Raw genomic sequence first — 14,502 nt, 5'->3', positions numbered from 1 at the left:
CTGAAGGGACCGTGTTCGGGCCATTGGGGCGGCTGAAGCCGCTCCAACAGGCTTCTTCAGCCCTTCGCCAGCAACTCCGCCATGCGCAGCACCACCGCGTGCAACCCATTGCTGCGCGACGGCGACAGCTGTCGCTCCAGTCCCAGTTGGGCAAACCAGGTCCGCAGGTCGAGTGCCGCCAAGGCATCTTGGTCCAGGCCTTCGACTCGCACCAGCAACAGCGCAAGCAGCCCGCGCAGCAAACGCGCATCGCTGGTGGCCTTGAACCGCCAGTGGACGCCGTCGTGCTGTGCGCCGTCGTGTCGGGCGTCCTCGTGTCGGGCGCCATCGCGTCGGGCGCCGTAGCGTCGGGCGCCGTAGCGCTGCACCACCAGCCACACCTGGCTTTCACAACCGTGCACGCGGTTGGCCTCGGTCTTCTCGGCCTCCGCCAGGGGCGCCAGGCGCTCGCCCCATTGCATCAGCAGGCGTGCCCGCTGCTCCCAGCCGTGCGCCGCAGCGAAGCTGTCCAGCGCGGCTTGCGCGTCGTTCGGCAGGCTCATCGCAGCAACTCCAGGCCCTGGTCCAAGGCGGCGAAGAAACGCTGTACGTCATCGCCGTCGTTATACAGCGCCAGCGATACCCGTATCGCACCGTTGAGCCCCAGCCGAGCGAACAGCGGCATGGCGCAGTGGTGCCCGGCGCGCACGGCGATGCCTTGTTCGGTCAGCACATGGGCGATGTCGGCATTGTGCACGCCCTCGACCACGAAACTGGCCAGTGCCGTCTGCGGCGCGCCCAGCACGCGGATACCCTGGCGCTCGTTCAGGCCGTGCAGCAATTGCTGGTGCACACGTGCCTCGTGCAGGGCCACGGCGTCGCCGTCCAGCTCGGCGAGGTAGTCCAGGCTCGCGCCCAGGCCGATCACCCCGGCGATCGGCGGCGTACCGGCCTCCAGACCAAGGGGCGCGTGGCGAAAGCTCGCCTCGTGGTAATCGGCCAAATGCACCATCTCGCCGCCGAACTGCCAATGCTTTACGTGCGCCAAGGCCTGGGCCCGGCCGTACAGCACACCGACGCCGTCAGGGCCGTAGAGCTTGTGGCTGGACAGTACGTAGAAGTCGCAGCCCAGCTGCTGCACGTCGTGCCGTCCATGCACCACGCCCTGGGCGCCATCGACCACGCTCAGCGCGCCTTGCGCCCTGGCATGGGCCAGCAGAGGGGCCAGGGGCTGCCAGGTGCCGAGTACGTTGGACAGTTGGCTGATGGCGACCAGCCGCGTACGCGGCCCGATCAATTGCAGCGCGGCTCCCAGGTCGATGAAACCCTGTTCGTCGATCGGCAGGACCACCAGGCGCAGACCACGCCGTTGTGCCAGTTGCTGCCAGGGCAGCAGGTTGGCGTGGTGCTCCAGGGCGCTGACGGCGATTTCGTCGCCCGCCTGGAAGCCATGTTCCAGGCCATAGGCGAGCAGGTTCAGCGCCGAGGTGGCACCGTGGGTGAAGACGATCTGCTGGGGGCTGGCGGCATTGAGCCAGGCCGCGACCTTCTCGCGGCTGCGCTCGAAGGCTTCGGTGGCCAGCGCACCGGGCAGGTGCTGGGCGCGGTGCACATTGGCGGCGCCATGGCCGTAGTAGTGCGCCAGGGCGTCGAGCAACGCTTGCGGTTTCTGGCTGGTGGCGGCGCTGTCGAGGTAGGTCTGCTGCTGGGCTTGCAAGGCGGCGATGGCCGGAAAATCGGCGCGCCACGGGGAGGGCTGGAACATGATCGCGGGGCCTGGAAAGAAAACGGGGCCGGCAATGGGCCGGCCCCGAATCTTAGCACTTCGAACCGCAAGGTTCTCAGTTGTGCGCGTGCAGCGCCTCGTTCAGCTCGATGGCCGACTGGTGCGTCTTGCACTCGACCGCACCGGACACCGAGTTGCGGCGGAACAGCAGGTCGGTCTTGCCGGCCAGGTCGCGCGCCTTGACCTCTTTGACCAGCTGGTTCTGCCCGTCGAGCAGCTGCACCTTGGTGCCGGCGGTGATGTACAGACCCGCTTCCACGGTGTTGCGGTCGCCCAGCGGGATGCCGATGCCGGCGTTGGCGCCGATCAGGCAGCCTTCGCCCACGGTGATGACGATGTTGCCGCCGCCCGACAGGGTGCCCATGGTCGAGCAGCCGCCGCCCAGGTCCGAGCCCTTGCCGACGAACACACCCGCCGAGACGCGCCCTTCGATCATGCCCGGACCTTCGGTACCGGCGTTAAAGTTGACGAAGCCTTCGTGCATGATCGTCGTGCCTTCGCCGATGTAGGCGCCCAGGCGTACGCGGGCGGTGTCGGCGATACGCACGCCGGCCGGTACCACGTAGTCGGTCATCTTCGGGAACTTGTCGACCGAGAACACTTCCAGCAGCTCGCCCTTGAGACGCGCTTCGAGTTGGCGCTCGGCCAGCTCGCCGAGGTCGATCACGCCCTGGCTGGTCCAGGCCACGTTCGGCAGCAGCGGGAAGATGCCGGCCAGGGACACGCCATGGGGCTTGACCAGACGGTGCGACAGCAGGTGCAGCTTGAGGTAGGCCTCGGGCGTGGAGGTCAGCGCACCGTCTTCGGCCAGCAAGGTGGCGACCAGCGGCTTGTGGCTTTCGGCCAGGCGGGTCAGCAGCGCGCCTTGCGCTGCATCCAGCGGCTTGACCGCTTCGGCCAGTTGCGCGGCCTGCGCGGTGCTGAAGGCGATGGCCTGGTTGCCGCCTTCATAGCCGAGGATCGGCGCGATGGCGGCGACCAGCTCGGCGTTGGGGTTGAGCAACGGTTGGGCGTAGAAGACTTCCAGCCAGTTTTCCTGACGGTTCTGGGTGCCGACGCCGAAGGCCAGGCTGAACAGGGGAGTGGACATGGGGTTACCTCGTACAAATAAGGAAAATGCGGCTGGCGGTCAGGCCAGCGCGGCGGCATAGGTTTCAGGCTTGAAGCCCACCAGCGTGCGGTCGTCGAGCTCCAGGACCGGGCGCTTGATCATCGACGGCTGGGCCAGCATCAGTTCGATGGCCTTGGCCTGGTCGAGGTCGGCCTTGCTGGCCTCGTCGAGCTTGCGGAAGGTGGTGCCGGCGCGGTTGAGCACGGTTTGCCAGCCGTGCTCGTCGCACCAGCGGCTCAGGTGTTCACGGTCGATGCCTTGGGTCTTGTAGTCGTGGAACTGGTAGTCGATCGACTGTTGTTCCAGCCAATTGCGCGCTTTTTTCATGGTGTCGCACGCTTTGATGCCGTAGAGGGTGTGAGCCATTGAATGCTGAGGGCAGTGCCAATCGGGGTGGCGCGTGCCCGCGATCTCCGGGGGAAAATAGATGGGCGATTATGCGGGAATGGGTCGGCGAGCGCCACGGGGGCGGGAACCGAACCCCGGTGGCAGGCCTCTACACCGTTCGACCCACGGGCGCGCCGAGGCCGATGCCTGCGCCTGCCCATCTTCGACGAAGGTGCAACAGTATCCTCCCCGCTGCTGGCGCTAGGCTTTCGAGCCCAAGGTGCCTGTACCGGTCGTCCAGCCGTCTCACGCAGGCCGACCCGCCGTCGTTCTCGCTCCGTCACCCCACAAAGGAACCCCGCCCGATGCAGTCCGCCTACACCGTCCTCATTCTGCTGACGCTGGTGAGCCTGTCGAAATTGCTCGGACGCATGATCCCGTTACCGGTGCCGTTGCCGCTCCTGCAGATCGCCGCCGGGGCGCTGCTGGCCTGGCCTACGCTGGGCCTGCACGTGACGCTGGATCCCGAACTATTCCTGTTCCTGTTCCTGCCGCCGCTGCTGTTCGTCGATGGCTGGCGCATGCCCAAGCGCGAGCTGTGGCGCCTGCGCGGGCCGGTGGTGGCGCTGGCGGTGGGGCTGGTGCTGTTCACCGTGGTGGGGGCGGGTTACTTCATCCACTGGCTGTTGCCCAGCATTCCCTTGCCGGTGGCCTTCGCCCTGGCGGCCATCCTGTCGCCCACCGACGCCGTCGCCGTGTCGGCGATCACCCAGAATCGTTTGCCCGCACCCTTGATGCACATGCTGCAGGGCGAGGCGCTGCTCAACGACGCCTCGGGTCTGGTGACCTTCAAGTTCGCCTTGGCGGCTGCCATCACCGGCGCTTTTTCACTGGCCGAAGCCGGCGTCACGTTCATGCTGGTGGCGCTGGGCGGCTTGGCCTTGGGCGTGGCCTTGAGCTGGCTGGTGGGCAGGCTGCGCATGTGGATGATCGCCCGCGGCTGGGACGATCCGGCGACCCATGTGGTGTTCATGCTCTTGCTGCCGTTCGCCGCCTATGTGCTGGCCGAGCGCCTGGGCGCGTCGGGCATTCTTTCGGCGGTGGCCGCCGGCATGATGCAGAGCTGGCTCGACCTGTTGCCGCGCCAGACCAGCACGCGTCTGCTCAATCGCAGTGTGTGGTCGTTGCTGGAGTTCGCCTTCAACGGGTTGATCTTCCTGCTGCTGGGCTTGCAGCTGCCGGACATCGTCAAGGCGGTGGCGAGCCACGAAGCGTCGTTGTGGCCCACGTTGGCCTACCGCTGCCTGGACGTGCTGGCCATCTTCATCGTGCTGATCACGCTGCGCTTCGTCTGGGTGCGGAGCATCTGGCGCGCCATCGGCGCCTGGCGGCGCTGGCGTGGCAAATCGGCCCTGGTGCCGTTGCCCAGCGCTCGGTCCTGCTGGTTGCTGACCTTGGGCGGCGTGCGCGGTGCGGTGACCCTGGCCGGCATCATGTCGGTGCCGCTGTTGATCGGCGCCGACCAGGCGTTCCCCGAGCGCGACTTGCTGATCTTCATCGCCGCCGGGGTGATCCTGCTGTCGCTGGTCGGCGCCTGCATCGCTCTGCCGCTGCTGCTGCGCGGAGTGGACAAGAGCCCGGACGAACGCCGACAAAAGGAAGTGCAGGACACTTGGCGGCGCACCGCCGAAGCGGCGATCCATGCCTTGGAAGCCCAGGACGTCGTCGACGAAGATGCGCCGCAGGACGCCACCCAGGCGACCCTGGCCGTCGAACTCAAGGCGCGCCTGATGGCCGAGTACCGTGCCGAACTGGACCGCTTCGAAGACACTGCCGAGGCACGCGCCGTCGCCCAGCAGATGGACGCGCTGGAACGCCGTCTGCGTCTGCATGCCCTGCGTGCCCAACGCCTGGAACTCTATAAATTGCTGCGGCAACGGCAGATCGGCGACGAGGTGGTGCGGCAGATATTGGGCGAGCTTGACTTGAGCGAGGCCAATCTGGGCTCGGGCAAATAACTTCGCAAGCGGCTCCGAGGGGTAGCGTGCTGCGCTTTCTAGATCAGGAACTGCCTGTTTGCGCCTTGCCTGACAAGCGTTTCGGCCTTTTCACGCAGACCTAGACCTGCCACTTGGGGACAATTCCTCCTTCTTGACGCGAAAGGATGCGGCGATGAAGTTCGGGGGAAGTTTTCAGTACAGGGGCCAGCACGGAATCGTTTTCAACGTCTCGCGGATCACCCTGCTCGACAGCGACCGCGGACGGCTGCGCGAACTGCACTTCGACGGGGTGAAGGGCGCTCATTACGAGGTGAGCAACAAGGTCGTCGAGGTCTATGACAAGATGCTGGCCAAAGGCCTGTCATGTTTGATGACGATCGGCATATCCCTGCCCTTGACTCGGAAACAAGGCGATACGCTGAATGAGCAACGGACCTTGGTCACCACCCTCGTGAGCTCAGCCTTTGCAGGCGCTGCCTCCGCTGTGGGTTCTTCTCTTGTAGGAACTTCTCTCGTAGGCGCCCCCGTAGGCGCCGGTGTGCGTATGTATGTAAATAAAATCCTGCCCACCTATCATGCCGGCGATGTACTGGTCGGCATCGACGCGCAGGTCGACGGTGGCATCGGGCCGCAACGCAGTACTTCCACTTTGATCATCAAGACCTTAGGGCGCGACTGATGTCTGACTGTACACAGTTCATCCTTTTACTGCCGCTGTTCGCTCTGCTTGATCGCTTCCTCAAACCCTACCCGCTGCGCAAATGGTTGGGCCTGTCGCTGACCGTGGTAGGCCCAGTTGTCGGCTTCCTGGGGAGCCAAACGCATGTACTGGGCTTCGACCTGGGCCTGCTGTCGATCTTTTGCATATCATTTGGTATCGGCTTGTTCCGCAGACGGCGGCGCTTCGATCTGGCTGATTGAAGCGCCGCGCTGCGTGCAGTGCCGATCCTAGGCGAGGAATCGCCGGATGCGTTGCGCCGCCTCGATGCACTCGGCCAGCGGCGCGACCAGCGCCATGCGCACGCGCCCAGCCCCTGGGTTGACGCCATCGACTTCACGCGACAGATACGAACCCGGCACCACCGTCACATGCTCGGCCACGAACAGGTCACGGGTGAATTCGGCATCACAGCCCGGTACCTTGGCCCACAGATAGAAACTGCCGTCAGGGCGCTGCACGTCCATCACCGGTTGCAGGATCTCCAGCACCGCATCGTACTTGGCCCGGTACTGGTCGCGGTTGGCGCGTACGTGGGCTTCGTCGTGCCAGGCGGCGATGCTGGCCAGTTGGGTCTGCACGGGCATGGCGCAGCCGTGGTAGGTGCGGTACAGCAGGAACGGCTTGATGATCTCGGCGTCGCCGGCCACGAAGCCCGAGCGCAGCCCCGGCAGGTTGGAGCGCTTGGACAGGCTGTGGAACACCACGCAGCGCCTGAAATCGCTGCGCCCCAGCTCGGCACAGGCGCTGAGCAGGCCCGGTGGCGGGGCGTCTTCGTCGAAGTACAGCTCGCTGTAGCATTCGTCGGCGGCAATCACGAAGTCGTGTTCGTCGGCCAGAGCGATCAGTTTCTTCAGTGTTTCCAGTGGCACCAGCGCACCGGTCGGATTGCCGGGCGAGCACAGGAACAGAATCTGGCAGCGCTGCCAGACGTCGGCCGGTACCGCGTCGAAATCCGGGTTGAAGCCGTTGCTTTTCAGGCAGGGCAGGTAGTGCGGGGTGGCGCCGGCGAGCAGGGCCGCGCCTTCGTAGATCTGGTAGAACGGGTTCGGGCTGACCACCAGGCCGTTGGCCTCGCGGTCCACCACGGCCTGGGTGAAGGCGAACAGCGCCTCGCGCGTGCCGTTGACCGGCAGGATGTGCCGGTCGGCCTGCAACCAGCCGGCCGGTACGCCGAAGCGCCGCTCGCACCACTGGCCGATGGCCTCACGCAGCGCGGGCAGGCCGAGGGTGCTGGGATAGACGGCCAGCTTGTCGAGATTGTCACTCATGGCCTGGGCCACGAAAGCCGGCGAGGTATGCTTGGGCTCGCCGATCGACAGCGCGATGGCGCGCTTGTCGGCGGCGGGTCCGACGCTGCCCAGCAGGGCGCGCAGTTTCTCGAACGGGTAGGGCTGCAACTGGGTCAAGGCAGGATTCATTGGCACAAGGTCTCGGCGGGCATTAGATGTTCACGCGGGTCGGGCTGGCCTCTGCGGCTTGGCCCGCCTGCAACTGCTGGATGATCGCCTCCTGCAAGCGCAGGCACAGTTGCGCGTCGGAGAGCGGCTGGTTGTGGGCGTCGGTGACGAAGAACACGTCTTCGACCCGTTCGCCCAGCGTGGCGATCTTGGCGTTTTGCAGCGACAGGTCGAACTCCAGGAAGATCCGGCCCAACCGGGCCAGCAGGCCAGGGCGGTCGGGGGCGGTGATTTCGAGGATGGTCACCGGTCGCTGTGCGTCGTTGTGGATGGTCACCTGCGGCGCGAAGGTGAAATGCTTGAGCTGACGCGGCACGCGGCGCTGGATGATGGTCGGGTAGTCTTCCGGATGGCGCAGGGCTTCGCTCAGGCCATCGCGGATCTGCCGCACGCGCTGCGGATTGTCGCCGATCGAACCGCCGTCGTTGTCCAGCACGATGTAGGTGTCGAGGGTGAACTGGCTGCTCGAGGTGATGATCCGCGCGTCGTGGATGTTGAGGTTGAGCTGGGCCATGGCGGCCACCGTCACGGCGAAGAAGTCGTGCTGGTCGGGCGCATAGATGAAGATCTGCGTGCCGCCTTCGAACTCGCGTTGGGTGGTTTCCTTGATCAGCACCAACGGGCCGCCGTCGGCCGGTTGCCGGAGGATGGCGTCGGTGTGCCAGGCCACGTCCGCAGCGGTGTGGCGCAGGAAATAGTCGTCGCCCAGTTGCGACCAGAGCTGCTCGACGTCGTCGGGGTCGGTGCCTTCGCGAACCAGGGTGTCGAGTGCGGCGCCCTGGGTCTGGCGGATCAGCTCTTCGCGGTCCAGCGGGTTCTCCAGGCCGCGGCGCAGGGCGCGCTTGGTTTCGTTGTAGAGCTGGCGCAGCAGGCTGGCCCGCCAGGAGTTCCACAGGTTGGGGTTGGTGGCGTTGATGTCGGCCACGGTCAGCACGTAGAGGTAGTCCAGGCGCGTGTCGTCACCGACCAATGAGGCGAAGTCGTTGATCACCTGCGGATCGGACAGGTCCTTGCGCTGTGCGGTGGTGGACATCATCAGGTGATTCTGCACCAGCCAGACGATCAGACGGGTGTCCCAGGTCGGCAGGTGGTGGCGCTCGCCGAAGGCCTGGGCGTCGATCGCGCCCAGGTCGGAGTGGTCGCCCTGGCGGCCCTTGCCGATGTCATGGTACAGCCCGGCCAGGTAGATCAGCTCGGGCTTGGGCAGACGGCCCATGAGCTCGCTGGCCAGTGGGAATTTCTCCGACACGGGCGTGTAGCGCAGCTTGCGCAGGTGTTTGATCAGGTTGAGCGTATGCGCATCGACCGTATAGATGTGGAACAGGTCGTGCTGCATCTGCCCGACGATGAAGCCGAACTCCGGCAGGTAGCGGCCGAGGATGCCGTAACGGTTCATCCGCCGCAGGTTGCGGTGGATGCCGGTTTCGCACTTGAACAGCTCGATGAACAGGCTGGTGTTGCGCAGGTCGCTGCGAAAATCGTCGTCGATCAGGTGCCGGTGCTCGCGCAGCAGGCGCACGGTGTCGGCGCGCACGCCCTTGATCTCCGGGTGCTGGGCCATGAGCACGAAGATTTCCAGCATGGCGAACGGCGTGCGCTCGAAGACCTTGGCATGGACCGCCTCGATATAGCCGTCGTGCAGGCGGAAGCGCGCGTTCAGGGGCTGGGTGGTGCCGCTGTCGTCATCGGCGAGGATGACTTCCTCGAAGTGCTGGATGATCAGGTCGCACAGCTGGCTGATGCTCATCACCACCCGGTAGTACTGCTGCATGAACTGCTCGATGGCGCGCTTGGGATTTTCGTCGGTGTAGCCCAGCAAGGTCGCCACGCTGCGCTGATGGTCGAACAGCAGCCGGTCTTCGGCGCGCCCGGCGAGCATGTGCAGGGCATAGCGCACTTTCCACAGGAACGCCTGGGAAGAGGCCAGCACCGCGTTTTCGCTCTCCAGCAGGAAGCCTTCGCCGGCCAGGGCGTGCAGGTTGAGCGTGCCGTACTGGCGGCGGGCCACCCAGAGCACGGTCTGGATGTCGCGCAGGCCGCCCGGCGAGCCTTTGACGTTGGGCTCGAGGTTGTATTCGGTGTCGTTGTACTTGTGGTGGCGCGCCTGCATCTCGGCGCGTTTGGCCAGGAAGAAGGCCTTGCTCGGCCACAGCTGTTCGGTGCCGGTGGCTTCGAGCATGCGCTTGCGCAGCGATTCGGGGCCGGCGATGGTGCGGCTTTCCATCAGGTTGGTGATGACCGTCAGGTCGGCCCTGGCCTGCTCGGCGCATTCCTCGATGCTGCGCACGCTCTGCCCGACCTCCAGGCCGATGTCCCAGAGCAGGGTGAGCAGCCGCTCGATGGGGTCGCGGTACTGCTCATGGCGGACGCCGTCGAGCAGGATCAGCAGGTCGATGTCCGAGTGCGGGTGCAGCTCGCCGCGGCCGTAGCCGCCCACCGCCACCAGGGCGATGCCGGACGCATCGCCCCAGTCGAACTGGCTCCAGGCCTGTTGCAGGATGTTGTCGACCAGCCAGGCGCGATCCTCGATCAGGCGGCGGATGTCACGGCCTTCGCCAAAGCGCTTGTCGAGCACCTCGCTGGCCCGACGGATGGCTTTCTTGAAGGCGGCGATGGGGCTCGCCTTGAGCGCCAGTTCCGCCTGGAACTGGCCGCGGTCGAACAGCTCTGGGTCCACCTGGGGCATCGGGTCGCTTTCCTGTGCTGGATTTAGGCCTGGTCGGACTCAGGCGGAGGTGCGGGCGATGGTGTCGTCCTTGCGCAAGGTGAAGATCTCGTAGCCGGTGGCGGTCACCACCAGGGTATGTTCCCACTGCGCCGAGAGCTTGCGGTCCTTGGTGATCGCGGTCCAGCCGTCGCCCAGCACCTTGGTGTCGGCCTTGCCCTGGTTGATCATCGGTTCGATGGTGAAGGTCATGCCTTCCTTGAGCTCCATGCCGGTGCCGGCCTTGCCGTAGTGGACGATCTGCGGCTCTTCGTGGAACACCTTGCCGATGCCATGGCCGCAGAAATCGCGGACCACCGAGAAGCCGTTCTTTTCGGCGTGCTTCTGGATCACTTCGCCGATGTCGCCCAGGCGGCAACCCGGCTTGACCAACTCGATGGCCTTGTACAGGCACTCCTGGGTGACCACCGACAGGCGTTCGGCCCAGGGTGCGACGGTGCCGACATGGAACATGCGGCTGGTGTCGCCGTGGTAGCCGTCCTTGATCACGGTGACGTCGATGTTGAGGGTGTCGCCGTTCTTCAAGGGCTTGTCGTTGGGAATGCCGTGGCACACGACATGGTTGATCGAGGTGCAGACCGACTTGGGGTAGCCCTTGTAGTTCAGCGGTGCCGGGATGGCCTGCTGCACGTCGACGATGTAGTCGTGGCACAGGCGGTTGAGTTCCTCGGTCGTCACCCCGGGCTTGACGTGGGGTTCGATCATTTCCAGCACATCGGCGGCCAGGCGGCCGGCCACGCGCATCTTTTCGATCTCTTCGGCAGTCTTGATGGTTACGGTCATTGCAGGCTCTCTACGGCGCAGGCTAGGCGCGGGCAAACGGGAAACGCGAAATTCTACCAGAGCCTCGGCACGCTGGCCGGGCCAATCGGCGAATCCCCTGGCGCTGCCAGGCATTCTGAAGGCAATGGCCGGGCGCTGCAAAAAAGGCTGACGGGCGCATCGGTCGCAGTTCCGTTTCCGGCAGGCCTGTGGTATAACATGCGCCGCTTTCGGGGACCCCTGAAAGCTCAAACCCACACACGTGTCGACACGATGGCCTGGGTGCCCCGGATCCACTGGATTCGCGGGTTGGTCATTGGGATGCGTGGAGGCCCAACCCGACTTACCAAGGAACTATCATGTCCCAAGTCAACATGCGCGATATGCTGAAGGCCGGTGTGCACTTCGGCCACCAGACCCGTTACTGGAACCCGAAAATGGGCAAGTACATTTTCGGCGCGCGCAACAAGATCCACATCATCAACCTGGAAAAAACCCTGCCGATGTTCAACGACGCTCTGGCGTTCGTAGAGCGTCTGTCCCAGGGCAAGAACAAGATCATGTTCGTCGGCACCAAGCGTTCGGCCGGCAAACTGGTCGCCGAGCAAGCTGCTCGTTGCGGTTCGCCCTACGTTGATCACCGTTGGTTGGGCGGCATGCTCACCAACTACAAGACCATCCGTGCCTCGATCAAGCGCCTGCGCGACCTGGAAACTCAGGCCGAAGACGGTACCTTCACCAAGCTGACCAAGAAAGAAGCGCTGATGCGTTCGCGCGATCTGGAAAAGCTGGACCGCAGCCTGGGTGGTATCAAGGACATGGGCGGCCTGCCTGACGCACTGTTCGTCATCGACGTCGATCACGAGCGCATCGCGATCACCGAAGCCAACAAACTGGGCATCCCAGTCATCGGCATCGTCGATACCAACAGCAGCCCTGAAGGTGTTGACTACATCATCCCAGGTAACGACGACGCCATCCGCGCCATCGAGCTGTACATGACTTCGATGGCCGACGCCGTCATCCGCGGTCGCAACAACGTTGCCGGCGGTACCGAAGTCTACGTCGAAGAAGCGGCTGCACCTGCTGCCGAGTAAGTGACGCCTAGCGTCTGACTTGGCACGCGAAAAGGGGGCTTTGCCCCCTTTTTGCCACCTTGAAATCCTGCTGTCAGCAACGGTCCGCGATCATGGGCTGTTGAACCCGGGCAGCGGATTAGCAGAACGAACGCCCGTGATGAGCGGGTGGAATGGTTGAAAAACTTTCCAAGAGGATTTTGAAATGGCAGCAATTACTGCAGCGCTGGTCAAAGAACTGCGCGAGCGTACCGGCGAAGGCATGATGGATTGCAAGAAAGCCCTGGAAAAGGCTGACGGCGACATCGAAAAGGCCATTGATGACATGCGCGCTTCGGGCGCCATCAAGGCCGCCAAGAAAGCTGGCAACGTCGCCGCCGAAGGCGCCATCGCCGTCAAGACCGACGGCAAGGCCGCGGTCCTGCTGGAAGTCAACTCGCAGACCGACTTCCTGGCTCTGCAAGACGACTTCAAGAACTTCGTCGCCGAAAGCCTCGAAGAAGCGTTCGCCCAGAAGCTGACCGACGCCGCTCCGCTGATCGCCTCGCGCGAAGCAGCGCGTGAAGCACTGGTCGCCAAGTGCGGCGAAAACGTCAACATCCGTCGTCTGGTGCGCGTCGAAGGCGACGTCGTCGGTGCCTACCTGCACGGCAACAAGATCGGCGCCGTCGTCGTTCTGAACGGTGGTGACACGGAACTGGCGAAAAACATCGCCATGCACGTTGCGGCTTCGAACCCGGAGTTCCTGGATTCGTCGGAAATCTCCGCCGAAGCCATCGAGCGCGAGAAGGGCGTCTTCCTGCAGCTCAACGCTGACAAGATCGCCGGCAAGCCGGAAAACATCGTTGAAAACATGGTCAACGGCCGTATCAGCAAGTTCAAGGCCGAAGCCTCGCTCAAAGAGCAAGCGTTCGTCATGAACCCGGAAGTCAAGGTCGGCGAGCTGGCCAAGAAAGCCGGTGCTGAAATCGTTTCCTTCACCTACTTCAAGGTCGGCGAAGGCATCGAGAAGCCAGTCGACAACTTCGCCGAAGAAGTTGCCGCACAGGTCGCTGCCGCCAAGCAGTAAGACAGACCCGTCTGTCGCCCCCAAGAGGCTGCCCGCTCACGCGCGCAGCCTCTTTGTCAAAGCGGGCAGGGGGTTTATCCAATCCCGCTCCGCTGGCGCCCAAACGGCGCCGCGCTACAGTAAGCAGGCCGGCAACGGCCGCATGAATTCTAGAAAACGCCGCAGGAGAGACACGCAATGGCTCAGCAGGTGAGTGGTCGCCAACCTCGCTATAAACGCATTTTGCTCAAACTTAGCGGCGAAGCCCTGATGGGCTCCGAAGACTTCGGCATCGACCCCAAGGTGCTCGATCGCATGGCGCTGGAAGTCGGCCAGCTGGTCGGCATCGGTGTGCAGGTCGGTCTGGTGATCGGCGGTGGCAACCTGTTCCGCGGTGCGGCCCTCAGCGCGGCCGGCATGGACCGCGTCACCGGTGACCACATGGGCATGCTCGCCACGGTCATGAACGCCCTGGCCATGCGCGACGCCCTGGAGCGTTCGAACATTACCGCGCTGGTCATGTCGGCCATTTCCATGACCGGTGTCACCGATCATTACGATCGCCGAAAAGCAATTCGTCACCTCCAATCCGGGGATGTGGTAATTTTCTCCGCCGGTACCGGCAACCCGTTCTTCACCACCGATTCCGCAGCCTGTCTGCGTGGCATCGAAGTCGATGCAGATGTGGTGCTGAAGGCGACCAAAGTCGATGGTGTCTACACCGCCGACCCGTTCAAGGACCCGCACGCAGAGAAGTTCGACTACCTCACTTACGACGAAGTGCTGGATCGCAAGCTCGGTGTCATGGACCTGACCGCCATCTGCCTGTGCCGCGACCACAAGATGCCATTGCGCGTTTTCAACATGAACAAGCCCGGCTCCCTGCTCAACATCGTAGTAGGTGGCGCCGAAGGCACCTTGATCGAGGAAAGCCAAGCATGATCAACGATATCAAGAAAGACGCTCAGGACCGCATGAGCAAGTCCCTCGAAGCACTGGGTCGCAACCTGGCGGCCATCCGCACCGGCCGCGCCCACCCAAGCATCCTGGACACCGTCAAGGTCACCGCCTGGGGCAGCGAAATGCCGCTCAACCAAGTGGCTGCGATCTCCGTCGAAGACGCACGCACGCTGAAGATCGTCGCCCACGACAAGAACCTCAGCGCCGCCATCGAGAAAGCCATCCTGACGTCCGACCTGGGCCTGAATCCGAGCAGTGCCGGCACCACCATCCGTGTGCCGATGCCCGCGCTCACCGAAGAGACCCGCAAGGGTTACACCAAGCAGGCGCGCGGCGTCGCCGAAGACGCCAAGGTCGCCGTGCGCAACGTGCGTCGCGATGCCCTGGCCGATTTGAAGAAACTGTCCAAGGACAAGGCGATCAGCGAAGACGAAGAGCGTCGCGCCGCTGACGAGCTGCAGAAGCTGACCGACAAGTTCGTCGGTGAAGTGGACAAGACCCTGGAAGCCAAGGAAAAGGACCTGATGGCCGTCTAAGGCCGAGGCTCTTT

At 64.2% G+C, this 14,502-nt stretch carries 14 protein-coding genes; 7 read left to right on the top strand and 7 right to left on the bottom strand.

Features of this window, described 5'->3' with window-relative positions; all coding sequences use genetic code 11:
- Positions 1-56: 56 nt before the first annotated feature.
- From AA0Z93_RS03060 to AA0Z93_RS03045, 4 genes are all read right to left on the bottom strand, one after another.
- A complete protein-coding gene (locus AA0Z93_RS03060; protein ID WP_413046447.1) occupies positions 57-542 on the bottom strand; it encodes a SufE family protein in 486 nt (161 codons plus the stop codon).
- On the bottom strand, positions 539-1,744 hold the full coding sequence (locus AA0Z93_RS03055) for a cysteine desulfurase (protein WP_413046448.1): 1,206 nt from the start codon (positions 1,742-1,744) through the stop codon (positions 539-541). Before AA0Z93_RS03055 ends, AA0Z93_RS03060 begins: the two co-directional genes overlap by 4 nt.
- Before the next feature lie 76 nt (positions 1,745-1,820).
- Positions 1,821-2,855, bottom strand: coding sequence for a 2,3,4,5-tetrahydropyridine-2,6-dicarboxylate N-succinyltransferase (gene dapD, locus AA0Z93_RS03050; RefSeq protein WP_413046449.1), 1,035 nt, complete (start codon positions 2,853-2,855; stop codon positions 1,821-1,823).
- A 39-nt stretch (positions 2,856-2,894) separates the two neighbouring features.
- Complete coding sequence (locus AA0Z93_RS03045) at positions 2,895-3,242, bottom strand: ArsC family reductase (protein WP_413046450.1); 348 nt, start codon at positions 3,240-3,242, stop codon at positions 2,895-2,897.
- 326 nt (positions 3,243-3,568) lie between these two features.
- Here AA0Z93_RS03045 and AA0Z93_RS03040 point away from each other — a divergent pair, with 326 nt between their 5' ends.
- The 3 genes from AA0Z93_RS03040 to AA0Z93_RS03030 all read left to right on the top strand — a co-directional run bounded on the left by AA0Z93_RS03040 (position 3,569) and on the right by AA0Z93_RS03030 (position 6,124).
- The gene (locus AA0Z93_RS03040; RefSeq protein ID WP_413046451.1) at positions 3,569-5,221 is read left to right on the top strand and encodes a Na+/H+ antiporter; all 1,653 of its coding nucleotides are present in this window, start codon (positions 3,569-3,571) and stop codon (positions 5,219-5,221) included.
- Positions 5,222-5,375: 154 nt separating this feature from the next.
- On the top strand, positions 5,376-5,882 hold the full coding sequence (locus tag AA0Z93_RS03035; RefSeq protein WP_413046452.1) for a hypothetical protein: 507 nt from the start codon (positions 5,376-5,378) through the stop codon (positions 5,880-5,882).
- On the top strand, positions 5,882-6,124 hold the full coding sequence (locus AA0Z93_RS03030) for a hypothetical protein (protein ID WP_413046453.1): 243 nt from the start codon (positions 5,882-5,884) through the stop codon (positions 6,122-6,124). The genes AA0Z93_RS03035 and AA0Z93_RS03030 overlap by 1 nt, the downstream gene beginning before the upstream one ends.
- Before the next feature lie 27 nt (positions 6,125-6,151).
- On the opposite strand, the gene dapC is transcribed toward AA0Z93_RS03030, so the two are convergent.
- Genes dapC through map form a run of 3 tightly spaced genes read right to left on the bottom strand, consistent with a single transcriptional unit; the run spans position 6,152 to position 10,889 of the window.
- Positions 6,152-7,342 carry a succinyldiaminopimelate transaminase gene (gene dapC, locus AA0Z93_RS03025; RefSeq protein ID WP_413046454.1) on the bottom strand — a complete coding sequence of 397 codons (1,191 nt, stop codon included), beginning with the start codon at positions 7,340-7,342 and terminating at the stop codon, positions 6,152-6,154.
- 22 nt (positions 7,343-7,364) lie between these two features.
- Positions 7,365-10,067: a [protein-PII] uridylyltransferase gene (locus AA0Z93_RS03020; RefSeq protein WP_413046455.1), complete on the bottom strand. Its 2,703-nt coding sequence runs from the start codon at positions 10,065-10,067 to the stop codon at positions 7,365-7,367.
- A gap of 39 nt (positions 10,068-10,106) precedes the next feature.
- Positions 10,107-10,889 carry a type I methionyl aminopeptidase gene (gene map, locus AA0Z93_RS03015; RefSeq protein ID WP_413046456.1) on the bottom strand — a complete coding sequence of 261 codons (783 nt, stop codon included), beginning with the start codon at positions 10,887-10,889 and terminating at the stop codon, positions 10,107-10,109.
- A gap of 338 nt (positions 10,890-11,227) precedes the next feature.
- Between map and rpsB the strand changes: the two genes are divergently transcribed.
- The 4 genes from rpsB (at position 11,228) to frr (ending at position 14,488) form a co-directional block, all read left to right on the top strand.
- Positions 11,228-11,965, top strand: a complete 738-nt coding sequence (gene rpsB, locus AA0Z93_RS03010) for a 30S ribosomal protein S2 (RefSeq protein ID WP_296264893.1) — start codon at positions 11,228-11,230, stop codon at positions 11,963-11,965.
- A gap of 184 nt (positions 11,966-12,149) precedes the next feature.
- Positions 12,150-13,013, top strand: a complete 864-nt coding sequence (tsf, locus tag AA0Z93_RS03005; RefSeq protein WP_413046457.1) for a translation elongation factor Ts — start codon at positions 12,150-12,152, stop codon at positions 13,011-13,013.
- 177 nt (positions 13,014-13,190) lie between these two features.
- Positions 13,191-13,934 carry a UMP kinase gene (gene pyrH / locus AA0Z93_RS03000; RefSeq protein WP_296264896.1) on the top strand — a complete coding sequence of 248 codons (744 nt, stop codon included), beginning with the start codon at positions 13,191-13,193 and terminating at the stop codon, positions 13,932-13,934.
- Positions 13,931-14,488, top strand: coding sequence for a ribosome recycling factor (frr, locus tag AA0Z93_RS02995; RefSeq protein ID WP_413046458.1), 558 nt, complete (start codon positions 13,931-13,933; stop codon positions 14,486-14,488). The genes pyrH and frr overlap by 4 nt, the downstream gene beginning before the upstream one ends.
- Positions 14,489-14,502: the final 14 nt, after the last annotated feature.

The organism is Pseudomonas phoenicis, assembly GCF_047302395.1.
Lineage (GTDB): Bacteria > Pseudomonadota > Gammaproteobacteria > Pseudomonadales > Pseudomonadaceae > Aquipseudomonas.
The sequence above is the reverse complement of the archived record's forward strand: the minus strand, read 5'-3'. Positions and strand labels throughout refer to the sequence as shown.